Consider the following 21,391-nt stretch of genomic DNA (forward strand, 5'->3'; position numbering starts at 1 on the left):
ACAGCACTATCGTCATGATCGATTGTGTCTGTCTCGGTATGTGAGATCGTCCGGTGTGAGGGGCGCGTGCAGCTTCTCCACCCGGTGCACCACACGCGGCGCGGTCAGCGGCACTCCGGTAGCGACCGACGAGGGCAGCAGGGTCAGGCCATGCCCGGCGGCGGCGAGATTCACGACGGTATGCAGGTCTGCGCCGTCGTAACGGAATCCGACGCGGAACCCGCCCGTGCCGGCGATCTCGCGCAGCCGCTCCACCGACACGGCGGCAGGAGCCTGCAGCCACAGCGCGTCGGCCAGGTCGGCCAGTGCCAGCCCACGCCGCCGTGACAGTGGGTGGCCGCCGGGCAGGACCACCACCAGCCCCTCCTCGGCCACGCCGACCGAGGTCAGCGGTCCCGCGTCCGGCAGGCGCAGGGGGTCGCTGGGCGCGGCGATCCCGTCGACGAACCCGAGGTCGGCGCTGCCGGAGGCGACCTCCTCGGCGACTTTTTCACGATCGGCCATGCGGAGTGTCACTGCCGACCGTGCCCGAGCCAGGCTCTGGGCCACCGCCGGGGAGCACGCGAGTGGGGAGGCCACCACGGTGAGTCGCCCGATCGGTCCCGCCGTGGCGCGCAGGACGTCGGCCCGCGCGGCCCGGTGGCGCAGCAGCAGTGGACCCGCGTGTTCCATCAGGCGCGCACCGGCCGGGGTAAGCGTCACCGGGCGGCGGTGGAGCAGGGCCGCCCCGACGTCCGCCTCCAGCGCGGCGATCTGCTGCGACACCGCCGACTGGGTGTAGCCGAGCTCCTCGGCGGCCGCCGAGAAGGACCGCCGGCGGACAACGGTCACGAACGTGCGCAGCAGGTGCGGATCCACAGCGCATCAGTATCGCTTATCAAGAGAGTAGGAATCATCGTTGGCGCTTACCACGCTGCCCCGGACACCATGAAGGGCATGACCATCGCGAGAGTCGCCCTGGTAGGCGACAGATCCCCCAGTGTCCAGGCCCACGCGCGCATCCCCTCACTCTTGGGGGCGCTGTACGAGCGTGACGGGCTGACGCTGGACGCCTACTGGATCCCCACGACCGAAGCTGAGGACTTGGAGGGGTTCGACGGCATCTGGATGGTGCCCGGCAGTCCTTATCGGAGCGAGGCGGGTGCGGTGAACGCCGCTCGCGCCGCCCGTGAGCACGGCATCCCGTTCCTGGGCACCTGTGGCGGCTTCCAGCACACCCTCCTGGAGTACGCGCGCAACGTTCTCGGACTGTCGGTCGCGCATGCCGAGAATGACCCGGACGCCGCCGACTTCCTGCTGCTGCCGTTGGCGTGTTCACTCGCCGGCCACGAGGAAGCGGTGCGGCTGGCGCCCGGCTCGCTGGCCGAGAAGGTCATCGGTGCGGAGAGGACCCTTGAGAAGTATTCCTGCTCCTTCGGCCTCAACCCGGACTACCTCTCCGTGTTGGAGGAGGGTGGCCTGCGCTTCACCGGCCGCGACGACGCCGGCGCCGTCCGGGTGCTCGAACTGCCCGGTCATCCGTTCTTCCTGGCCGCGCTCTTCCAGCCTGAGCTTGCGGGAGACGGCACCCGCCCACACCCGATCATCACCGCGTTCGCCTCGGCCTCTGTGGCGATGGCCGCCTCGAAGGTCGCGCCCTAAACGCGGGCGAGGACCGGTCGGGAGCCGAGGCCGGCGTCCCTTGCCCGGAGCGCCGCGTCGACCCGGCTCGGCGCTTCGAGCTTGGTCAGCACGTTGCTGACGTGGTTGCGCACGGTCTTGGTGGCGAGGTGCAGCTCGCGGGCGATCTCCGCGTTGGAGCGGCCGTCGGCCAGCCGTTCCAGCACCTCGTGCTCCCGCTGCGTCAGGCCCGGGAACGGGCTCTGGGCGGACGGCGTGGTCAGCCGGGCCACGAGTCGCGGTGCCAGCCCGCGGCCGAAGACCATGTGCCCGAGGGCCACTGAGCGGACCGCCGCCGCGATCTCAGACGGGCGCGCCCCCTTCAGGAGGTAGCCGCACGCCCCGGCGCGCAGCGCCGCCAGGAGGCCCGGCTCGCCGTCGTCCGCCCCCAGAGCGAGCACCCGTACGGCAGGGCACCGGCGGCGCAGGCGGTCGAGGGGATCCAGCATCGCGAGATCGACGAGGACCACGTCGGGGCAGAGCCGTACGGCGATCCGCAGGGCGTCGAGGCCGTCGCACGCGGTCCCGACGATGGAGATGTCGGCCACGTCGTCGAGGGCGAACCGGATCCCGTCGATGAACAACGGGTGCTCATCGGCCACCACCACGGTGATCGCGGCGGCGGAGGAGCCGGTCGTGGCGGTCGTCGTGGCGGTCGTCATCGCGGTGGGCATCGCGGTGGGCATCGCGGTCGTCATCTGGGTCATCATCGCGGTCGTCATCGTGCCGGGGATCGCGGTCGTCATCGGTATCGTCATCGCCTGCGTCTCTTGCTCGCTCGTGAGTCGTCACGTACGTCCGGTCAAGCCGGGCCGGTTCGGCGCCGGGCAGTTTGAGCATGTCGGGCCCCTCTTGTGGCCGGGTTGGCGCTGGCTTGTACGGCGCTGGCCTGTACAGCTGTACGGCGCCGGCTTGTGCGGCGTCGGCTGAGCAAGGGACGGGATCGCTCAAGCGGCGCGCCTCCGCGGTTTTGTCGGAGGTGGCCGCTATGGTTGGCGCTCCTATGGCTGGACGTCTTGGGCGGGTCGGCCCGTACGCGCTGCTGGAGCGCCTGGGGCGGGGCGGCATGGGCGAGGTCTACCTCGCCGCCAACCGCCGGGGCGAGCATGTCGCCGTCAAGATGCTCCGTGACCCCATCGAGGGCGACCCCGAGGCCCGATTACGCCTGGACCGCGAGGTGCGCGCGCTGCGCAGGGTCGAGAGCCCCTACGTCGCCCAGGTCTTCGACGCCGACCTGTCCGCCGACCGGCCCTATCTCGTCATGGAGTACATCGAGGGCGAGACCCTGCTCGATGCCGTGCGGCGGGGCGGCGCCCTCCCGGAGCCCGAGCTGATCTCCCTCGCCCACGGCCTCGCGACCGCTCTGGCGATCATCCACGCGGGTGGAGTGGTGCATCGCGACGTGAAACCGGCCAACGTGCTGCTGAGGGACGACGGACCCGTGCTGATCGACTTCGGGATCGCCCAGGTGCTGGACGCCACCCGCCTGACGCTGACCGGAACCTTCCTCGGCACCCCCGGCTACGCCGCGCCGGAGCTCTTCGCCGACGAGGCGGTCGGGGAGCCCGCCGACGTACACGCCTGGGCCGCCACCGTGTCCTTCGCCGCGACCGGGCGGCCGACCTTCGGCCGGGGGACCGTTGAGTCCCAGATGTACGCCATCCTGCACGGAAAGGCCGACCTCGCGGGGGTGCCCGCCGCCCTGCTGCCTCTCGTCCGCGCCGCACTCCATCGCGACCCGGCCCGCCGCCCGACGGCCGCGCTTCTCGCCGACAGGCTGGCCCGCCTCGCCCGCGCCTCCGGCGAACCGGCCGGCCGTACGGCTTCGCCGGCCCGGCGCACCGCGCGGAAGGCGGCCGACAAGCCGGCAAGCACTGACGGCGCGGGAGCCGAGACCCCGGCGGCGCCGGATGGGGCCGGCAGCAGGTCTGGCGCCAAGCCCCGGAGCCGGACGAAGAAGGCGCCGGCTTCTTCGACGCCGGCCCGGCGGTCCAAGGCCCGCGACAGCCGTGCCGAATCGGCGCTCGCGGTCGAGGCGCCTCCGGAGGAGGGCGTGACCGACGCCGCCCCTGGCATCCCCACCGGCAACGCCGCGCTGATCGTCCTGTCGCTACTCGCCGTGCCTTGCGTGGTGACGGCGGTGGTGTACCCCTGGGCCACGTTCGCGATCACGGGAGTATTCGGGGTGGTGACCAGGGCGGTCTGGACGGGGCACTGGCTCGTGCGCAACCGCAGATCCCAGCGTGCGCGTGGCCTGCTGCGGGTGCTCACGTTCCCCGTCGCACTGGTCGGCTCAATCGTGTCCGCGGTCGCCTGGCCCGGCCTGCCCGCCGCCGCCGCGGCCTTCGTGGCGCTCTGGGTGACCGCCGGGGCACGCCTGGACCCCGAGTGGTGGACCCAGGCGGTCCCCGTCACGGTCGCCGGGGTCGCGTTCGGAGTCGTCAGCGGCGGGATCATCGGGCGGGAGGTCGAACGCGTCGGCGCGACCATGCCCGGCCTGCGGAGGGAGGGGCTCCGGGCGCTCGCCGTGCTCGGCGGCTTCGTCGCCCTCTGCGCGGCAGCCGTACGCGCCGTCTCGCTGTTCGTCTAGCTTTCCCTGCGGTCGATCTGCAGCCGTACCCGCCCGGCGGATGGCTCCGGACCCTTGTTCACCCGGGGATGACCCCTGGACCCGTGTTCACCCGGGGGATGACCCCCGGACCCGTGTTCACCCGGGGGATGACCCCCGGACCCCCGGGCGTCTAGTTTTCCCTGCGGGCGAATCTGTTGAAGATGCGCTCGCCGGCGTTGACGGCGCCTTCGGCGACGTCGCGGAGGACGCCGATGAACGGGTCCTGTGACTGGGCCCACGACTCGCGGTAGGAGTTGGCCGCGGCCTTGATCTCCTCGGAGAGCTTCGCGTTGGCGTCGTCCGTCCGGCGCGGGTAGTTGCCCGCGAGGATGGCGTCGTACTCACCCGTCCGCCGCCAGCGGTCCAGCTCCGCGACGCGGGTCACGGCGAAGGGGTGGGTGGTGCCGAGCAGGTTGAGGATCTTGAGCAGGCCGTCGCGGACGTCGCCCGCCGTGTCGTACTCCCTGGCCTGGTCGAGGAACGCCTCGATGTTCATCTCGTGGAGGCGCGAGCCGCCCGCGAGCTTCATGAGGGCGCGCAGCGCCGCGTCGGGATCCTGCCCGGCGAGCAGGCCACCGCGGTCGGCGGACATCTCCGCCTTGCGCTGCCATTCCTCCAGCGCCGCGACGATCACCCGCAGGCCGATGTAGCCGAGCGGGATCCAGGCCACCCGGGTGGCGAGGCGGGTGAGGATCGCCAGCATCGTGCCGTACACCGCGTGGCCGGACAGGATGTGCGACGTCTCGTGGCCGACGACGAAGCGCAGCTCCTCCTCGTCCATCAGGTCGAGCAGCCCCGTCGACACGACGATGAACGGCTCGTCGAAGCCGATCGCCATGGCGTACACAGTCGGGTCCTGCTGCACGTAGATCTCCGGGATCCGGTGCAGGTCCAGAATGTACGCGCTGTCGCGGCCCATGTCGTAGAGCGCGCGGAACTGGGTGTCGGTGGTGCGCACCGCGGAGGCCAGGAACATCAGGCGCAGGCGGCGCTCGCTGAACAGCCCCGACATGCGCTTCAGAACCGAGTCGAACCCGCTGAGCGAGCGCATCGCGACCAGCGCGGAGCGGTCGGCGGGGTGTTCGTAGGCTCGGGAGCTGATGCCAGGCAGCTGCACGCGATTGCGATCCGGAGTGGTCATGCTCCGCATGCTATGTCTCACCGGCGGGGCGCGCGCGAGACTGAGGGCGGTGGGAGAAACCGTGACCAACGAGGGGTGCTTGCCGGTTGCTCCAGGTATGCGCGTTATGGTCCCTCCCATGAGGAATGGGGCCGTGACCAGGCGGCTGGGCATCATGGGCGGCACCTTCGACCCGATCCATCACGGTCACCTGGTGGCCGCGAGCGAGGTGGCCCATCACTTCGATCTGGACGAGGTGGTCTTCGTCCCGACCGGCCAGCCGTGGCAGAAGGCGGAGAAGACGGTGTCCGCCACCGAGGACCGTTACCTGATGACGGTGATCGCCACCGCGTCGAACCCGCGGTTCTCCGTCAGCAGGGTGGACATCGACCGCCCCGGCCCCACCTACACCATCGACACCCTCCGGGACATCGCGGCGGCGTACGGACCGGATGTGGAGCTGTACTTCATCACCGGCGCCGACGCCCTCGCCCAGATCCTCAGCTGGCGCGACGTCGACGAGCTGTTCATGATCGCCCATTTCGTCGGCTGCACCCGGCCGGGCCACACCCTGCAGGATCCCGGCCTTCCGGACGGAAAGGTGAGCCTCATCGAGATCCCGGCGCTCTCGATCTCCTCGTCGGAGTGCCGCCAGCGTGTCGCCGACGGCGAGCCGATCTGGTATCTCGTGCCCGACGGCATCGTGCAGTACATAAACAAACGCGGCCTCTACCGCGACCCCGCCCACTGACCAGCGGTCATCTCATGTGCCCCGTTCCGCAGGGCAACGGCCGTTCGGGGCTCGCTTGGTGGCTGTTCTCCTTATTTTCTCGGGCCTATTGCGACCGGTCTCGGGCCTTATGGTGCCAACTGACCCCATACATCACGGGCTGTTTTTGTTTGCTCCGGTTGGCGGGGGTCTGACGACGTGCCACAGCGGGTGGCGGAGCGCTATACCACCGCTATGCGCTAATGTCCGCCATTATGCTCGGACTTTTAGCCAACACGGCCATCCCACCGATCGCCATCTCGCTTGTGGCCTTCTCGTGCGTCTGGCTCGTCGTGGCCAACCTTCCGCACCGTTCCGAGGCTCAGCGGAGGTCCGGCACTCGTACGGCGGTAACGATGTTCGTGGTCGCTTGCCTGCTGTTCGTCATACCCGGCTTCGTCTATACCGGCATGACTGCCATGTAGATGGCAGCAGTAACCGCGTGAGCGTCATGGGAAAGGGATCAATCGGGAAAACCGGGAAGGAGGGTGGCGAGGAGGTAGAGGGCGCCGAAAAGGACGACAGGCAGCGCGCGCCACGGCCGGGGGAGGCGTGGCGTGGCGACCAGGGCGGCGAACGGGTACGCGATCACGCCGCTGAGCAGGATGAGAGTCAGGGTCGCATCGATGTCAACGGCCCAGAGCGCGTCGGCGAGCCGCCAGATCGCCATCAGGAACAAGGCGGCCAGGATGGCGACGGGCCAGGCCGGCCGTACTCGCAGGAGGAACAACAGTGGCCAGGCGACGGCGATCGCGACCCAGCGCCCTGCCACCCACGCGGCGACCAGATAGCCGAGACATCCGGTGTACTCCCCGCATTGGGCGGACTCTGGAAAGAGGGTGACCATCAGGAGCGCCCATGCCAGGAGGCTGACGGGAAGGATGATCCCGACCACGCCTGCGAGTAACATCCGCTTGGCGGGTTTAGCGCCCAGCGAGGGCACGTTTGCCTGCGACTGGATCATCTACGAATGGTGACACATTACTGAGTGAAACGCTCCTGGATACCCTCGGAAATCAGCATTTATCGCGACCGGGACCATCCGTGCTCAGTGTCATAAGCAGCGGATCCAGACGACCATGGAGTAGGCTCCGCCGCCCGGAATGTCGAACTCCCGATAGCCCGCTTCGACTCGGGCGCCCGTATTCTGCGGGTCGCCGTTTTCATTCCACAGGCAGGCGGGGCGTCCTCCCACATGATCGGTCCCGTTGCGGTCACTCCACCAAACCTCAGCGGGCAGAAGGATGGCAGACCCGCTGTCGGGCTGGAACGAGCCGCCGGTGCCTCGAGCGTCCAGTTGCGCGTGTCCCCGGGCGACGATCAAAGGGACGCTGAGGCATGGCCGAACTCTAGGTTGTTCGAGATCGGTCAGCCGGGCAATTGCCCCTTTTCTAGATTCGGGCGTCACCCGCGGGTGCTTCCGGGCAGCCCGTGGGCGGTGGCCAGGTGGCCGAGCGCCTCACGGAGCGTCGCCGTCTGGCCCGCGTCGAGCGTGCCGAGCAGTTCGGCATCCGCACGGCGGGCGAGCGCCGCGGCCTGGCGGCCGAGCTCCCGTCCCTCGGGCGTGAGCTCGATGAGCTGGCGGCGCCGGTCGGCCGTGTCGCGGATCCGCCGGATGGCGCCCAGAGCCTCCAGTTCGTCGAGCATGTCGACGATCACGCTGGGCGTCACGCCCAGACTCCTGGAGAGGTCGAGCTGAGCGACCGGCCCGCCGGCCAGCAACTCCAGCACGCCGCAGTGCCGGGGACGCAACCCGAGAGGCGCCAGGGCGTCGGCGAATCGGGTCGTCGCGGCCTGCCCCAGCTTGCCCAGCAGGAACACCACTGTCTCGGTCACCGACTCTTGCACCGCCATGCCTCCACACGTTAGCGTCTCCCTATGATTCGGACACCGAACGATAAGGCTGCCAAAGTTTTTGCCGTGGTGGTAACCGTCGCCACCGTTGTCACGTCGGGATACTTCGCCGTCTCCGGGCTGGTCGATCCCGGAGGGCTGGTGCCCGGTGGCGACGCGCCCGCCGCCCGGACCTACGCGGGCTACATGGCCGCGCGAGGTGTGGTCCTTCTCGGCGCCGCGCTGTGGTTCGCCGTGGCCCGCGCCTGGCGTCCCCTGCGTCTGGTGCTGGCGCTCAACGCGGTGGTGCAGTCGCTCGACGCGGGGCTGGGCGCGGCCCGTCAGGAGGTCGCCCAGACGGTCGGGCCGGCCGTGTTCGCGGCCGCCCTCTTCGCTGCCGCCGTCGCGCTCGGGCGCGCGACGGAATCACGCGATGCGGTTCTGGCCGCGGAATCGGCGCACCTCGGCGAGCGTTGACATTGCGGGTCCGGGGGACAACCCGGATTGTCGGCGTGTCCCGATAGGGTCACATCGGAAACTGGGTTGTACCGCACATCATGGAATGGGCACCCTGGAAGAGCCCGTCAATGGAGGACAGAACCGAATCGTGACCGCATCTGAGAGATCGATCCAGCTCGTGAGGATCGCGGCCGAGGCCGCCGCCGAGAAGCTGGCAGACGACATCATCGCCTACGACGTGAGCGACCAGCTCGTCATCACCGACGCCTTCCTGTTGTGCTCGGCGTCAAACGACCGTCAGGTCCGTGCCGTTGTCGACGAGATCGAGGACCGTCTCCGCATCGAGGCCGACGCGAAGCCGGTCCGTCGCGAGGGTGAGCGGGAGGGCCGCTGGGTGCTCCTCGACTACCTCGACATCGTCGTACACGTTCAGCACGAGGAGGACCGCACCTTCTACGCCCTGGAGCGGCTGTGGAAGGACTGCCCCTCGATCCCGCTGCCCGAGAGCGTGAGCCAGGTGGCCGCCCAGCGCTCGCACGGCGCCGGATGAGCCGCCGGGTCGTCTGCCTCCGCCACGGCCAGACGCTGTGGAACGTCGAGCAGCGGTTTCAGGGGCACACTGACATCGCGCTGGACGAGACGGGCGCGGCCCAGGCCGCCCGGGCGGCGTCCCTCCTCGCGGCCCTTCAGCCGACGATGATCGTCTCTTCCGACCTGCGTCGAGCGTTCGACACCGCGTCGGCACTCGGGCGGCTCGCCGGCCTTGATGTCTCCGTGGACAAGGACCTTCGGGAACGCGGCGGCGGCGAGTGGGAGGGCCTCACCCGTGCGGAGATCAGGGCGGGGTGGCCGGCCGAGTTCGAGGCCTGGGAGGCGCCGGGCGGGGAGCTCGTCACCGACGTCGCCGACCGGGTCGCCGAGGCGATCCTCCGCTGGTCCGCCAAGCTCGGAGACAACGGCCTGCTGGTCGTGGCGTCGCACGGCGCCGCCATCCGCCTGGGCATCGCCCGCCTGATGGGCCTTCCCCAGGAGCTGTGGTCCGTGCTTGGCGGTCTCGGCAACTGCTCGTGGTCGGTGCTGGAGGAGGGCCGCAAGGGCTGGCGCCTCCTGGAGCACAACGCCGGCACCCTGCCGGAGCCGGTGAGCAGTGACGACAGGCCCGAGGCGGCCACCGCCGACGGCTGATAGAGCCGGGACCGGTGTTACAGGGTGACAATTAGGTAAACAGCTGGTCATCCCGATATGCTCTCCGAGCGCCGCGCCGAGAGGACTCGGAGCGGTGGCCAGGGGCTATAGCGCAGCTGGTAGCGCACCTCCATGGCATGGAGGGGGTCTGGGGTTCGAGTCCCCATAGCTCCACCGCGATTCCGCGCGTGAGGTAGCAGGGTCTGTGGATCTAGCCCCAGACCCGCCACTTACGGCAACCTGTAGAGGCTCGGCACTGAGCTTCCAGGGTGAAAGCGGAGATCGGCGGCGTCTTGACTCGCATCCACATGCGCCTGCTTCTGGCGGTTGCCGTGGTTATCGTCTCCATCGCATCGACCGCGCTCATCGCGGTCAGCGTCGTACGGGTCCGGGAACGCGAAGCGGGGCGTGCCGGGCTGGCCCACGGGCTGGCCCTTCAAGGCGCGGAACTCCGCGACGTCGACCTGCTGACCGCGCGACAACTCGGCGCGGCAGCGGTGACCATCCACGCCGATGACGAGACTCGGGCCGCCCTGGCGGACACCCTGGTCGCCGGACGCCGAGCCGATCTGCCGGACACCCGTAATGTGCAGGTGCTGGCGTTGAGCATCGACGGGCGGACCGCCCTGACCGCCGACCTCGACCGAGGGGTGGTCGTGTGGGGTCTGGAGGGCCGGATGAACGCGGAGGGCCGCCCCAGGGTAAAGCGACTGGCTGATTTGCAAGGTCACGGCGCGGATGTGTCCGCGATCGCGTTGACCCCGGACGGGCGGACCGCCCTGATCGGCAGTGAAGACGGCTCGGCGACCGTTTGGGGCCTGGCCCGTCGCGCTCATCCGGTAAGGCTGGCCACCTTGGAGGGCGACGACACCGAGGACACCGAGGACACCGACGGCACCGAGGACATCGACGACGTGGAGGCGGTGGCTTTGACCCCGGATGGCAGGACGGCGCTGACCGCCTACTTCAACGGCCGGGTAGTGGTGTGGAACCTGAGCGACGCATCTCGTCCGGTCCGCCTGGCCGCGTTCCGCGCCGGCGCCTCCTGGGTGGGGGGATTAGGGCTGAGCGCTGACGGGCGGACCGTGGTGAGCGCGAGCGATGGTACGGCGGTCGTGTGGGATCTCACCGATCGATCTCATCCGGTACGGCTGGGCGAGATGAATCTCGGCGAGAACTACTCGGCGGGCCTGGCACTGAGTGCCGATGGACGCACAGCCGTCACCGGCAACTGGCGCGTCGCGGATGTATGGGATCTTTCCGACCGAGCTCATCCGGCGCACGTGGCCTCTCTACCGGGGGCTTCCAACGATGTGTTCGGGGTGGCCTTGACCCCCGACGGACGCACCGCGCTGACCGGAGGGCATGACGGCTCGGCGATCGTCTGGAACCTGAACGTCCGATCTCGCCCGGTCCGGTTGGCGGCCCTCAAAGGGTATGCCAAGGGGACGGAGGCGGTGGCGTTGAGCGGGGACGGGGAGACCGCGCTGACCGGCAGCTTCGACAGGGGCGCGTCTGTGTGGAGCCTCGCCGACGTCAGAGATGATCTGCTGCACGCCGCGTGCGCCTACCCCGGTAACTTGCGAATGGAGCTCGACCGGCAGGAGTGGGACCGCTTCGCCGACGATGCCGAATGGTCCACTTACGCCGACGGCCAGGACTACTTCTGGCCCTGCTGAGCGGTGAGGAGGGGCGCCCGCGCTCCGGGAGCGCCCCTCCTCGGTGTCACAGGCTCTTGAGGTAGGCGAGGGAGGGCATGAAGAAGTACTCCCCGCCCTTCATGGTGACGGTCTGGGGGATCTGGGCTTGCGGTGTGCTGAGCTTGTCGCCGCCCCAGGCCTTGGGGAACCGGACCTTGATGTCCCGCTTGCCCTGGCCGATCACCGCGTCGTGGCCGGTGCCGCTCGCCGGGAAGTCGGCGTTGTCGGCCCATGTCTGCTGGGTGAACTCGAACTGGTTCTGCAGGCTCGAGTTGAACGCCATGAAGAGCAGGCCCACTCCGCCGGTCGGCCGGGTCTCGGGGGGCGCGTCGTCCCAGGGCCGGTCGGCGCGCGTGCCGTACGTCTGGCCGCGCCTGGCCATCATCACACCGAGGACGCGTTCGAGGCCGCCGTCACGGGAGTCGCGCGGGTTGGTCTTGCGGATGTGCGCGCTCACTGGGCATTTGGAGCCGGGGTCGTCGCGGTAGCTGAAGTCGTTCTGCACCGGGAAATCGTCAGAGCTGGGCTTGCCGTGCAGGCGCAGCGGCGTGCCGTTGCGGAACCTGCCGACCAGCATGGCGCCCGCGAGTTGGCGGTCCGCGCCCGTCAGCCCGAGGCTGTCGGCCAGATGCTCCTCGGCCTGCCGGAAGGCGCGGACGTTCTGCTCCAGTTTGCGGAAGACGAGGTAACTGCCGAAGTGCTGGGCGGGCTTCGGGGCGAGGGGGTCGGCGACGAGGATGTGGCTCAGCGGGAAGAACGGCGTCCAGTTCGTCCCGGACTCCTTCGCGACCTGGTCGGCCAGGAACAGCGGTTGACTGCGGCCGTCGATGTAGCCGAAGTGCTCGATTCCCCGGCCCTGGGCGTTGCGCAGGCCGAGGCCCGTCTCCTCGCCGACCTTCTCGGCGGTCTTCGGCAGCAGCGCCAGAACGCGCTTGCGGGTGGCCGCGACCGGCTCGGCCGTGGCGTCGCCGATGAGCACGACCGCGTGGATCTCCTTCTGGTACGGCGCCTCCCAGCCGCTGACCGGCGGGTCGCTGAGGGTCGTCTGGCGTCTCTTCAGGCCCGACTTGAACGCGTTGTCGTCGAACTTCGTGGTCGCGTGGCCCAGCTTGAGGTAGCCGGCCTTGCTGATCCCCACCCCAACGTACGGCGTGCCGCCCGTCCCCGACTTGTCGAACGCGCGGATCTCCTCCAGGTGCTTCCTGGCCGACTTCATCAGCGGGACCAGGGCGTGGAGGAAGCGCCTGCCGTCCGGCCCGTCCGTGAAGTGGAAGAACAGCACCGAAAGGTGCTCCCGGACGTGCGCCTGCAGGATGTTGGGCTGCAGGTTGTCCAGCATCGCCTTGGTGTCGGCGTCCAGGCCGGCCGAGTCCCATGCGAGCGGTGTGCTGTTGGCCAGATTCACCGGCATTTCGATCCTTCCCCGTTGTCAGTGTCGTGCGGGCCCCCAACCCATAAGAGTCTTCTTTCACGGCAAAGGTTGCGTTGACTAGAGCAATGCCAACAAAACAAGCGGAATGGAAAGCGCCCGCCCCCTGTTGGGAGCGGGCACTCACTTTGTGCGGTGTCAGCCGACGGTGAGCTTGTCGGCGTTCGGGCCACCGTTGACGGTGGTCGCGGTTGCCCGGATCTTGTTGACGCCCGCGACGAGGTTCACCGTCACGGACTTGGTCGCCCACGTGTCCCAGTCGGTCGTGGAGTTGTAGGCGACGTTCGTGGCGACCGCCGTCCCGTTGACCGACCAGTCCATCGGCCGGTTGGTGGTCGTGCCGTTCGAGTAGCGGAGCGTGACCGTCGCCGGTCCCGCCGTCGCCGCGTTGACGGTCCACTCGACGTAGCTGCCGACCAGGTTGTCGTAGTTCACGAAACCGGTGCCGGTGAAGCCGAGGTGGTTGGACTCGACCACGCCTTGCGAGATGGTCGCGTCCTCCGCCTGGTAGTCAGCCGCCGGAGCCTGCGGGACGACGGTCAGCTTGTCGACGTTCGGCCCGCCGTTCACGCTCGTGGCGGTGGCCCTGACCGTGTTGTTGCCGGCGTTGAGCGTGGCGGTGATCGTCTTGTCGACCCAGGTGTCCCAGTTGGTGGTGCTGTCGAACGCGACCCCGGAGGCCACGACCGTGCCGTTGACGGAGATGTCCATCGGACGGCTTGTCGTGGTCCCGTTGGCGACCCTCAGCGTGAGGGCGTTCGGGCCGGCCGAGGCGGCGTTCACGTTCCACTCGATGTACGACCCGGTCGTGTTGACGTAGTCGACGAAACCGGTGCCGGTGTAGTTGAGGTGGTTGGTGAACACGCCCGCCTGCGACAGCGTGGCGTCCTCCGCCTGGTACACGTTGGAGGTGGAGCCTGACGACGTGGTGCCGGTGACGGGCGAGCTGTTGCCCGACTCGTTCCCGGCGGCGTCGACCGCGGTCACCGTGTAGGTGTGGGAGGAGGAGGCCGCGAGCCCGCTGATGGTGGCGGTGGTCCCGGTCGGGCTGGCCACCACGGTGGTGCCCTCGTAGACCTTGTAGCCGGTCACGCCGACGTTGTCGGTGGAGGCGTCCCAGGCGAGGCTGATGCTGCTCGACGTCGTCGAGCTGACCCGCGGGTTGGCCGGAACCGACGGCGCCTGCGTGTCGGTGCCCGACGACGTGGTGCCGGTGACGGCCGCGCTGTTGCCCGACTCGTTCCCGGCGGCGTCGACCGCGGTCACCGTGTAGGTGTGGGAGGAGGAGGCCGCGAGCCCGCTGATGGTGGCGGTGGTCCCGGTCGGGCTGGCCACCACGGTGGTGCCCTCGTAGACCTTGTAGCCGGTCACGCCGACGTTGTCGGTGGAGGCGTCCCAGGCGAGGCTGATGCTGCTCGCGGTGGTCCCGGTGACCCGGGGGTTCGCCGGAACCGACGGCGCCTGGGTGTCCGGCCCGCCGCCGCCGATCGCGACGGTGGAGGTGGCCGAGTTCCAGCCGGTGACCCGGACGGACGCCGCGGTGCCCCGGTAGGTGACCGTGAGCGTCTTGGACTCACCGGGCCAGAGGCTGATCGCGTTGTCCGACCAGAAGGCCGGCAGGACGGGCTTGCCCGCCGCGTCGAGCACGTGGGCGTCGAGGTAGAACGCGGGGATCGAGCCCGAGCCCGTGTTCTTGATCGTGACGGTGGCCGTGCCCGCGGACGACGAGGTCGCGGTGACGGAGATCGGAGCCTGAGCCAGGCTCGTCAGACCCTTGAGGTTGGCGTACGACGTGGTCGGCGTGAAGTACCAGTCGCTGTTGGCGTAGTCGAGGCCGTCGCTGGCGGTGGACAGCCAGTACACGTTCCGGTCGATCTCGCCGCTCGCGTTGCTCAGCGTCAGCCGCACCAGGTAGGTGGTGTTGAGGCCGGTGATCGACGGGATCGTCACCGCGGTGGTCCGGCCGCCGTCGGCGGCGACGGACACCGTGGAGGTGTTGGTGTACTTGTTCGTGCCGTCGAGGTTGTAGACGTCGGTCTTGACGGTCAGCCCCGAGGCGGCCGTGGGGGTCGAGTTGACGACGACCACGGACTTGTTGTCGTAGGAGTACTGCACGTGCAGCGGCTTCATGGCCTCCTTGGTGCCGTAGTACGACCCGCCCTGGTCCAGGTAGGTGTCGAAGAGCTGCCAGTGGAGAGAGCTCCAGCCGCTGTTGAGCATCCAGTAGATGACGCCGGTCGCCGGGTTGGACGAGTCCTTGAAGTTACGCCCGAACGACTCGAACTGGGCGCGCACGTTCTCGTACTGGGCGAGCTGCGACTTGCGGACGTAGTCGTCCAGGCTGGTCGGCGAGCCGTACCGGCCGACGAGCGCGTTGTTGAACAGCGTGAGGTTGTTGAACGTGCTGGACGGCGAGCGGTGGTACTGGACGGCGCTCAGGTTCTGCCACAGCGTGTTCTGCTCGGTGCTGGACAGCATCCGCTTGACCGAGTCGAGCGTCGGGATGTCCGGCCCCGCGCTGACCTCGGAGGCGAAGCCGAAGGCGCCGCCGACCTGCTTGTTGTACCAGTAGTTCGGCGGGATCCACTCGTACGGCCCGTCCATCTTCATGCCGGAGCTGCCGAGCTGGGGCGTCGACTTGGCGGACGCGGCGGAGACGATCGGGACCTTGAACTCGGCCGCGTTGATCGCGTTGAGGTAGTCGGTCTCCTGCGTCCCGGTCGGGGCGAAGTCGCTGCCGATCAGGAAGGTGAAGACGCTCGGGTGGTCGCGCAGCCGCGCGGCCTCGGCCGCCATCGCCGCCTTGGCGATCGGGTAGTCGGAGGAGCTCCAGGTGTCGCCCGGCTCGCTGCCGTTCGACTGGCCCTCCCACTTGTTGCAGCACTCCCAGCCGGCCATCACGAGGATGCCCATCTGGTCGGCCCAGTCGAAGAACTCGTCCGGCTCCAGGTGGCCCTCCAGGCGGACCGTGTTGAGCCCCATGTCGCGGACGTACTTGAGCTTGTCCTGCACGTAGGTCGGGTCCCACCGGAGGAACAGGTCGGGGGACCAGCCGCCGCCACGGATCAGGATGTTCTTCCCGTTGACCTTGTAGAGCCGGTGGCCGCTGGCGTCGAGAGACGAGGAGACGCTGCGGATACCGAACTTGTCGGCCGCGCTGTCGGTCACGTTGCCGCCGACGGTGGCGTTCACGCTCAGGTCGTAGAGCGGCTGCCCGCCCATGCCGTACGGCCACCAGACCTGGGGGTTGTTGATGGTCACCGGGAAGGAGACCGTCTTGGTCTGGTGCGCGGTGAGCGCGACGTCCTGGGTGAAGGTCTGCGAGCCGACCGACCCCGCGATGGTCGCGGTGACCGAGGAGTTCGAGTCGTTGCGCGCGTCGACCTTGACCGTGAGGTCGGCCCGGTCGAGGGCCGCGGTCAGGGTCTGGACGACGTGGGCGTTCCGGAGGGCGACCGACCCGCTGCGCTTGACGAGGACATCACGGAAGATGCCCATGTTCTTGTCCGGCGGGTTCTGCGTCCAGTCGATCCAGCCGGTCGTCAGGTTCTTGGTCGGGTCGTTCGGGCTGATCTTGAACGCGACCGAGTTGGTGCCGGAGTGGACCAGCGAGGTCACGTCGATCTCGCTGTGGGTGTAGGCGCCCTGGATGCCGGTGGCCACCTGGGTGCCGTTGACCCAGACGTCGGTGCCGCCTGACATCAGGCCGCTGAAGTCCAGGAAGGTGCTCAGCCCGGTCTCCGAGCCGAGGGTGAAGTCCGACCGGTACCACCAGGGGACGGTGAAGTCCGCGGTCGGGATGTTCTTCATGTTGGTGCTGTAGAACGGGTCGGGGTAGACGTTGTTCTTCAGCAGGGCGGCCAGAACGGTGGAGCGGGGTCCGGCGGCGTACCAGCCGGACGCGGCGTAGCCGGGCGACGAGATCGCCCCTCCGCCGTCTGTGGTCTTGGACGATGACTGGATCTTGTAGCCGGGCAGCACGATGGGCTGCGTGGCGGCCTGAGATCCGGCGGCGGGAAGCACGGTCACGCCGGTCAGCGTCAGGGCAAATGTTGCGAGTAATCGGATCAGGGTCCGGGAGCGCACAGGGTCCTCCTGAGCTTTTGTTAATAAGGGTTATTAACAAATTGCCCAGATAGTAGGACGCCCGTCATGTCTGGTCAAGGGTAATCGGCGTCACGTGGGTAGTGACGGGCACATGACGAAGAAGAGATCCCTGGGTGTCGAGGAAGAGTTCCTGGTCGTCGACCTGGAGACCCGGCGGCTGACGCCGCTGGCGCAGGCGATGCTGGATCGGCTGCCGGAGGAGGGCTTCGCCGCGGAGTTGCAGCGCTCGGTCGTGGAGACCAACAGCACGCCGCTTGAGGACCTCGCCGATGTGCGGGCCGAGATCGTACGGCTGCGCCAGGCGCTCGTGGCCGCCGGGGAGCCGCTGGGCGTCGGCGTGATCGCCTCGGGGACGACCCCGCTGGCGGGCGTCGAGGGCTTCACCATCTCGCCGGGGGAGCGGTACCAATACTTGTCGGACTCCTACCAGTTCCTCGCGCAGGAGCAGCTCATCTGCGGGGCCCAGGTGCATGTGGAGATCGACGACCGCGACGTGGCCGTGCTGGCGGCCCAGCGCGTCGAGCCGTGGCTCCCGGTGCTGCTGGCGCTCAGCGCGAGCTCGCCGTACTGGCAGGACGCGGACACCGGGTATGCCAGCAGCCGGGCCCTGGCCTGGCAGCGCTGGCCGACCGCCGGGCCCGTCGGGCCCTTCAAGAACGCCGAGGAGTATGACCAGACCGCCGACGACCTGGTCGCCTCCGGCGTCATCGAGGACAGGGGCATGGTCTACTTCGACATCCGGCTCAGCGCCCACGTGCCCACGGTGGAGTTGCGCGTCTGCGACTCCTGCCCACTGGCGGACGACGTGGTGCTGCTCGCCGGGCTCTTCCGGGCGCTGATCACCCGGGAGAGCGAGGCCGTGCTGAACGGCGAGCCCCCGAAGGGCGAGGAACGCCTCGCGCTCCTGCGCGCCGCCAACTGGCGGGCCGCGCGCTCGGGCCTCGAAGACGACCTCCTGTCACCGATCACGAGCAGGCCGTCGTCGGCGCCTCAGGTGATCACGTGGATGCTCGACGACCTCCGGCCGGCGCTGGAGGAGATCGGCGACTGGGAGCTCGTGTCCGAGCTGGCCGACGAGGCGTTGCGCCGGGGCAGCTCGGCGTCGCGCCAGCGCGGAGCGCTCGCCCAGAATGGCCGGCCGCAGGACGCCGTCGACCTTCTGCTTCGGGAGACCCGCATGGCGTAGCACCGTCGGGCCTGCGGGCCGTCACCTCGGTCATGGACGGGCCGGTGGGGCCGATAGCCTACTGGCCATGCTCCCGGCGTTCCCGAAGCTCCCGGCGTCTCCTGTGTGCGGCGCGCGATGACAAGCGCGTATTCGAGCTGGCTGATCGGCGGCGCCCTGCTCGTCGCCCTCGTCGGCGTGGTCACCGCCATCCGCGACCGGCCCATGGGGCCCGTGCTGCTGGCCGCGCTCGCGCTGCTGGAGGTGGCGCTGCTCGTCCAGGCGGGCATGGCCGTCGCCGCGATCGGGCGCGTGGAGGAGAAGGCCACCTTCATCGGCTACCTGGCGGGCACGATCGTGATCCCGCCGGCCGCCGTCTGGTGGGGGCGGGCGGAGCGGACCCGCTGGGGCCCCGGCGTCATCGCCGTCGCCGCCTTCACCGTGGCCGTCATGACCGGGCGGCTCCTGCAGATCTGGAACGGGACGACCCCATGACGGACGGAGGCCCGGCGCGCGGCGACGCCGCGGTCAGGTCGGGGCCGGGGCGCGTCCTGGTGGCGGTCTACGGCGTGTTCGCCCTCGCGGCGACCTCGCGCGCCGGTGTCCAGATCGCCACGAAGTTCGCCGAGGCGCCCCTGGCGTACCTCCTGTCGGCCTTCGCCGCCGTGGTCTATATCGTGCTGACCCTGGCGCTGGCCCGGGGCAGCCGCCGTGTCGCGCTGGTCGCCTGCGCGATCGAGCTGGCCGGCGTGCTGATCGTCGGCACCCTCAGCCTGGCGGACCCCGCCGCGTTCCCGCACGCCACCGTCTGGTCCCGGTACGGCAGCGGCTACGGCTTCGTGCCCCTCGTGCTGCCGGTCATCGGGCTGTTCTGGCTGATCCGCCACCGCAAGCCCGCCTCCTGAGGGGAGCCGGTCCCGGCCCTCGCCCGGAATAACTCCATTGGTATGGTTGTCGAATCGTGGGATGACTGGACAACCTATGGAGTTGAGGCCGGCGATGAGCGCCGTCGCACGCAGTGAAGGCAGCCCGTCCGTCGCGTGGCTGATCGCCGCCGGGATCACCCTGGCCGCGCTCAACCTGCGCACCGCCGTGACGAGTGTGGGGCCCGTCCTCGACCAGGTCACGGCCGGTCTCGGCATGTCGGGCGCGGCGATCGGGCTGCTGACGACGTTGCCGGTGCTCTGCTTCGCCGTCTTCGGGGCTGTGACGCCCGCGCTGGCCCGGAGGATGGGGGAGCACCGGCTGCTGCTGGGCGCGCTCATCCTGCTCGGCGCCGGTCTGGCGCTGCGGTCCCTCGTGGGGACCGCGGAGGTGTTCCTCGCGGCCAGCGTGGTGGCGCTGGCCGGCGGGGCGATCGGCAACGTGGTGATCCCGACGCTGATCAAGCGGCATTTCCCCCGCCGGGCGGGGACGATGACGACCGTCTACTCGACGGCTCTCGCTCTCGGGACCATGGTCGCGGCGGCCGCGACGGTGCCCATCGAGCGGGCGGCCGATGGGAACTGGCACGTGGCACTGGGGGTGTGGGCGGCTCTGGCCGCCGTCGCCGCCATTCCGTGGCTTGCGCTGTCGCGCAGTGAGCCGGAGCGGCGTAATACCCTCGTGCAGACGGGCCGCGGGGGACTGATGCGGAGCAGGCTGGCCTGGGCCATGGCCGGATACTTCGGCTCCCAGTCGATCATCGCCTACGTGATGTTCGGCTGGCTGCCCGAAGTGCTCCGGGACCACGGATACACCTCAGGGCAGGCCGGTCTGGTCCTCGCCGTGTTCACCGGCCTGGGCGTCCCGACCTCGCTGGTGGTGCCGGCGCTGTCGGCCCGCATGTCCGACCAGCGGCCGCTGGTGCTGGGCTTCGTCGCCCTCTACGCGGCCGGGTTCGCCGGGCTGCTCACCGGCCACGTGCTGTGGGTGTGGTCGGTCGCCGTCTCCCTCGGGATGGGCTCCTTCCCACTCGCGCTGTCACTGCTGGCGCTGCGCACCCGGACCTCCGAAGCCACCGCCGCCCTGTCGGCCTTCGGGCAGAGCACCGGATATCTCATCGCGGGCGCGGGCCCGCTCGTCTTCGGCCTGCTGTACCAGGTGAGCGGCGGCTGGGCGCTGCCGTTCGGCCTGCTGTTCGCCGCCGTGGCCGCGCAGGCCCTCACCGGCTGGTACGTGGGGGCCCCGCGAGCGCTGGAGGACGAGCATCACGGCCGTCGCCGGGGCGGCGGCCACCGGCGGGCCGTACAGGACCGCGGGTGGGCCGCCCTGGAATCCGAGGCGGGGCACGCGTCCCGCGGGGTTCGCGACCGGATCACCACGCCCATCACCGGGCGTACTCGTGCGCGTGCCATCGGCGCGAGGGCGTTGCGTGACGGCAAGGCCGACCCGGTTCCGTCGCCCCGGCCGCAGCCGGCCCGGCACGCCGTCCGGCGCGGGGACCGTCGCCGGCCCGCTCCTCGGTCCTGACTGGCCGCTGACTGGCCGCTGACTGGCCGATGAGTGGACACGGCAGGGACCGGGTTTAGACCCCGGCCTGCGGGCAGAGCTTGGGTGCAACCCACAACGGAAGGAGGAGGCATGAGCTCGATCGAACACTCCGTCGACGTGAATGTCCCGATCCGAACGGCGTACAACCAGTGGACCCAGTTCGAGAGCTTCCCGGAGTTCATGGAAGGCGTGGAGTCGGTCAAGCAGATCGATGACACGCGTACCGACTGGGTCGTCGAGATCGCCGGTGTCCGCCGGGAGTTCGAAGCCGAGATCACCGAGCAGCACCCGGACGAGAGGGTGGCGTGGCGTTCCCTGGACAGGCCGCGGCAGGCCGGTGTGGTGACGTTCCACCGGCTGAGCGACGACACGACGCGGGTGACGCTCCAGATGGAGTACGACCCCGAGGGCTTCGCGGAGAAGGCCGCCGACACGCTGCAGATCGTGCGCCTGCGGGTCAGGGGCGACCTCGAGAGGTTCAAGGACTTCATCGAGTCGCGGGGCGGCGAGACCGGCGCCTGGCGCGGGGAGGTCCCCGGGCCGCACCAGCGGGGTCCCGGCGGCTCCGAGACGGGGTCCGGGCGCGGAGCCGGAGGGGGGTCCGGCACGGGTTACGACATCGGCGAGCCCATGCCGCCGCAGCCGGTGAACCCCGAGTATCCGCGTGAGACGCCGCTGCCTCCGCCCGGCACCGGCCCGATCCCGCCGGCCCCCGGGACCGGCCCCGTTCCGCCCGGCGCCGGCCCGGTGCCGCCGCGTGACACTCCCGGACCGGTCATCTAGCCGGGTCGGTGGGGACCGGCGCACGAGCCGGAGAATTGGAGCCCATCCCCCCAAAAGGGAGGATGGGCTCCTTTCTGCTATATTCATACGTCGGTTCAT

At 69.6% G+C, this 21,391-nt stretch carries 21 protein-coding genes and 1 tRNA gene; 15 read left to right on the forward strand and 7 right to left on the reverse strand.

From position 1 onward, the window contains the following. Positions 1 to 12: 12 nt before the first annotated feature. Positions 13 to 858, reverse strand: a complete 846-nt coding sequence (locus N5079_RS12355; RefSeq protein WP_261583783.1) for a LysR family transcriptional regulator — start codon at positions 856 to 858, stop codon at positions 13 to 15. 78 nt (positions 859 to 936) lie between these two features. Here N5079_RS12355 and N5079_RS12360 point away from each other — a divergent pair, with 78 nt between their 5' ends. After that, positions 937 to 1,641: a glutamine amidotransferase-related protein gene (locus N5079_RS12360; RefSeq protein WP_261583784.1), complete on the forward strand. Its 705-nt coding sequence runs from the start codon at positions 937 to 939 to the stop codon at positions 1,639 to 1,641. Here N5079_RS12360 and N5079_RS12365 read toward each other — a convergent pair. Then, positions 1,638 to 2,321 (reverse strand): LuxR C-terminal-related transcriptional regulator, encoded by a 684-nt coding sequence (locus N5079_RS12365; RefSeq protein ID WP_261583785.1) that lies wholly within the window; start codon positions 2,319 to 2,321, stop codon positions 1,638 to 1,640. The genes N5079_RS12360 and N5079_RS12365 overlap by 4 nt on opposite strands. On the opposite strand from N5079_RS12365, the gene N5079_RS12370 reads away from it, so the two are divergent. Beyond that, on the forward strand, positions 2,296 to 2,589 hold the full coding sequence (locus N5079_RS12370; protein ID WP_261583786.1) for a hypothetical protein: 294 nt from the start codon (positions 2,296 to 2,298) through the stop codon (positions 2,587 to 2,589). The two genes, N5079_RS12365 and N5079_RS12370, sit on opposite strands and share 26 nt — an antisense overlap. 73 nt (positions 2,590 to 2,662) lie before the next feature. After that, positions 2,663 to 4,249 carry a serine/threonine protein kinase gene (locus tag N5079_RS12375; protein WP_261583787.1) on the forward strand — a complete coding sequence of 529 codons (1,587 nt, stop codon included), beginning with the start codon at positions 2,663 to 2,665 and terminating at the stop codon, positions 4,247 to 4,249. Positions 4,250 to 4,400: 151 nt separating this feature from the next. Here the strand turns inward: N5079_RS12375 and N5079_RS12380 are convergent, their stop codons facing one another. Continuing rightward, positions 4,401 to 5,411: a M48 family metallopeptidase gene (locus N5079_RS12380; RefSeq protein WP_261583788.1), complete on the reverse strand. Its 1,011-nt coding sequence runs from the start codon at positions 5,409 to 5,411 to the stop codon at positions 4,401 to 4,403. 118 nt (positions 5,412 to 5,529) lie between these two features. Between N5079_RS12380 and nadD the strand changes: the two genes are divergently transcribed. Both nadD and N5079_RS12390 read left to right on the forward strand, forming a co-directional pair. Further along, a complete protein-coding gene (gene nadD, locus N5079_RS12385; RefSeq protein WP_261583789.1) occupies positions 5,530 to 6,141 on the forward strand; it encodes a nicotinate-nucleotide adenylyltransferase in 612 nt (203 codons plus the stop codon). A gap of 233 nt (positions 6,142 to 6,374) precedes the next feature. Further along, positions 6,375 to 6,584 (forward strand): hypothetical protein, encoded by a 210-nt coding sequence (locus N5079_RS12390; RefSeq protein ID WP_261583790.1) that lies wholly within the window; start codon positions 6,375 to 6,377, stop codon positions 6,582 to 6,584. 38 nt (positions 6,585 to 6,622) lie between these two features. Here N5079_RS12390 and N5079_RS12395 read toward each other — a convergent pair whose 3' ends face one another. Together N5079_RS12395 and N5079_RS12400 are read right to left on the reverse strand one after the other, a co-directional pair. Beyond that, positions 6,623 to 7,123 carry a hypothetical protein gene (locus tag N5079_RS12395; RefSeq protein WP_261583791.1) on the reverse strand — a complete coding sequence of 167 codons (501 nt, stop codon included), beginning with the start codon at positions 7,121 to 7,123 and terminating at the stop codon, positions 6,623 to 6,625. Positions 7,124 to 7,563: 440 nt separating this feature from the next. Further along, a complete protein-coding gene (locus N5079_RS12400) occupies positions 7,564 to 8,013 on the reverse strand; it encodes a MarR family winged helix-turn-helix transcriptional regulator (protein ID WP_261583792.1) in 450 nt (149 codons plus the stop codon). Between the two features lie 66 nt (positions 8,014 to 8,079). Here N5079_RS12400 and N5079_RS12405 point away from each other — a divergent pair, with 66 nt between their 5' ends. From N5079_RS12405 to N5079_RS12425, 5 genes are all read left to right on the forward strand, one after another. Further along, positions 8,080 to 8,469, forward strand: a complete 390-nt coding sequence (locus tag N5079_RS12405) for a hypothetical protein (RefSeq protein WP_261583793.1) — start codon at positions 8,080 to 8,082, stop codon at positions 8,467 to 8,469. A gap of 130 nt (positions 8,470 to 8,599) precedes the next feature. Further along, positions 8,600 to 9,001 carry a ribosome silencing factor gene (gene rsfS / locus N5079_RS12410; RefSeq protein ID WP_261583794.1) on the forward strand — a complete coding sequence of 134 codons (402 nt, stop codon included), beginning with the start codon at positions 8,600 to 8,602 and terminating at the stop codon, positions 8,999 to 9,001. After that, positions 8,998 to 9,636 (forward strand): histidine phosphatase family protein, encoded by a 639-nt coding sequence (locus N5079_RS12415; RefSeq protein ID WP_261583795.1) that lies wholly within the window; start codon positions 8,998 to 9,000, stop codon positions 9,634 to 9,636. Before rsfS ends, N5079_RS12415 begins: the two co-directional genes overlap by 4 nt. 101 nt (positions 9,637 to 9,737) lie before the next feature. Next, positions 9,738 to 9,810 (forward strand) — tRNA-Ala (locus N5079_RS12420). Between the two features lie 134 nt (positions 9,811 to 9,944). Then, positions 9,945 to 11,315, forward strand: a complete 1,371-nt coding sequence (locus N5079_RS12425) for a WD40 repeat domain-containing protein (RefSeq protein ID WP_261583796.1) — start codon at positions 9,945 to 9,947, stop codon at positions 11,313 to 11,315. Between the two features lie 46 nt (positions 11,316 to 11,361). Here the strand turns inward: N5079_RS12425 and N5079_RS12430 are convergent, their stop codons facing one another. Both N5079_RS12430 and N5079_RS12435 read right to left on the reverse strand, forming a co-directional pair. Further along, positions 11,362 to 12,747, reverse strand: coding sequence for a Dyp-type peroxidase (locus N5079_RS12430; protein ID WP_261583797.1), 1,386 nt, complete (start codon positions 12,745 to 12,747; stop codon positions 11,362 to 11,364). Positions 12,748 to 12,903: 156 nt separating this feature from the next. Next, the gene (locus tag N5079_RS12435; protein ID WP_261583798.1) at positions 12,904 to 16,794 is read right to left on the reverse strand and encodes a glycosyl hydrolase 2 galactose-binding domain-containing protein; all 3,891 of its coding nucleotides are present in this window, start codon (positions 16,792 to 16,794) and stop codon (positions 12,904 to 12,906) included. 169 nt (positions 16,795 to 16,963) lie between these two features. Between N5079_RS12435 and N5079_RS12440 the strand changes: the two genes are divergently transcribed. The 5 genes from N5079_RS12440 to N5079_RS12460 all read left to right on the forward strand — a co-directional run bounded on the left by N5079_RS12440 (position 16,964) and on the right by N5079_RS12460 (position 21,292). Then, positions 16,964 to 18,058 carry a glutamate--cysteine ligase gene (locus N5079_RS12440; RefSeq protein ID WP_261583799.1) on the forward strand — a complete coding sequence of 365 codons (1,095 nt, stop codon included), beginning with the start codon at positions 16,964 to 16,966 and terminating at the stop codon, positions 18,056 to 18,058. A gap of 117 nt (positions 18,059 to 18,175) precedes the next feature. Beyond that, a complete protein-coding gene (locus N5079_RS12445; RefSeq protein WP_261583800.1) occupies positions 18,176 to 18,532 on the forward strand; it encodes a hypothetical protein in 357 nt (118 codons plus the stop codon). After that, positions 18,529 to 18,942, forward strand: a complete 414-nt coding sequence (locus N5079_RS12450) for a hypothetical protein (RefSeq protein ID WP_261583801.1) — start codon at positions 18,529 to 18,531, stop codon at positions 18,940 to 18,942. Before N5079_RS12445 ends, N5079_RS12450 begins: the two co-directional genes overlap by 4 nt. A gap of 94 nt (positions 18,943 to 19,036) precedes the next feature. Beyond that, the gene (locus N5079_RS12455; RefSeq protein ID WP_261583802.1) at positions 19,037 to 20,488 is read left to right on the forward strand and encodes a CynX/NimT family MFS transporter; all 1,452 of its coding nucleotides are present in this window, start codon (positions 19,037 to 19,039) and stop codon (positions 20,486 to 20,488) included. Positions 20,489 to 20,599: 111 nt separating this feature from the next. Next, positions 20,600 to 21,292: an SRPBCC family protein gene (locus N5079_RS12460; RefSeq protein ID WP_261583803.1), complete on the forward strand. Its 693-nt coding sequence runs from the start codon at positions 20,600 to 20,602 to the stop codon at positions 21,290 to 21,292. Positions 21,293 to 21,391 lie beyond the last annotated feature (99 nt).

This window comes from Planotetraspora sp. A-T 1434, from assembly GCF_025420585.1.
Taxonomy (GTDB): domain Bacteria; phylum Actinomycetota; class Actinomycetes; order Streptosporangiales; family Streptosporangiaceae; genus JAOEGB01.

Coding starts and splice junctions, on each gene's coding strand:
- N5079_RS12360 (WP_261583784.1), top strand. CDS start 937: ATGACCATCGCGAGAGTCGCCCTGGTAGGCGACAGATCCCCCAGTGTC.
- N5079_RS12365 (WP_261583785.1), bottom strand. CDS start 2,321: ATGACGACCGCCACGACGACCGCCACGACCGGCTCCTCCGCCGCCGCG.
- N5079_RS12375 (WP_261583787.1), top strand. CDS start 2,663: ATGGCTGGACGTCTTGGGCGGGTCGGCCCGTACGCGCTGCTGGAGCGC.
- N5079_RS12380 (WP_261583788.1), bottom strand. CDS start 5,411: ATGACCACTCCGGATCGCAATCGCGTGCAGCTGCCTGGCATCAGCTCC.
- nadD (WP_261583789.1), top strand. CDS start 5,530: ATGAGGAATGGGGCCGTGACCAGGCGGCTGGGCATCATGGGCGGCACC.
- N5079_RS12390 (WP_261583790.1), top strand. CDS start 6,375: ATGCTCGGACTTTTAGCCAACACGGCCATCCCACCGATCGCCATCTCG.
- N5079_RS12395 (WP_261583791.1), bottom strand. CDS start 7,123: ATGATCCAGTCGCAGGCAAACGTGCCCTCGCTGGGCGCTAAACCCGCC.
- N5079_RS12400 (WP_261583792.1), bottom strand. CDS start 8,013: ATGGCGGTGCAAGAGTCGGTGACCGAGACAGTGGTGTTCCTGCTGGGC.
- N5079_RS12415 (WP_261583795.1), top strand. CDS start 8,998: ATGAGCCGCCGGGTCGTCTGCCTCCGCCACGGCCAGACGCTGTGGAAC.
- N5079_RS12425 (WP_261583796.1), top strand. CDS start 9,945: ATGCGCCTGCTTCTGGCGGTTGCCGTGGTTATCGTCTCCATCGCATCG.
- N5079_RS12430 (WP_261583797.1), bottom strand. CDS start 12,747: ATGCCGGTGAATCTGGCCAACAGCACACCGCTCGCATGGGACTCGGCC.
- N5079_RS12440 (WP_261583799.1), top strand. CDS start 16,964: ATGACGAAGAAGAGATCCCTGGGTGTCGAGGAAGAGTTCCTGGTCGTC.
- N5079_RS12445 (WP_261583800.1), top strand. CDS start 18,176: ATGACAAGCGCGTATTCGAGCTGGCTGATCGGCGGCGCCCTGCTCGTC.
- N5079_RS12450 (WP_261583801.1), top strand. CDS start 18,529: ATGACGGACGGAGGCCCGGCGCGCGGCGACGCCGCGGTCAGGTCGGGG.
- N5079_RS12455 (WP_261583802.1), top strand. CDS start 19,037: ATGAGCGCCGTCGCACGCAGTGAAGGCAGCCCGTCCGTCGCGTGGCTG.
- N5079_RS12460 (WP_261583803.1), top strand. CDS start 20,600: ATGAGCTCGATCGAACACTCCGTCGACGTGAATGTCCCGATCCGAACG.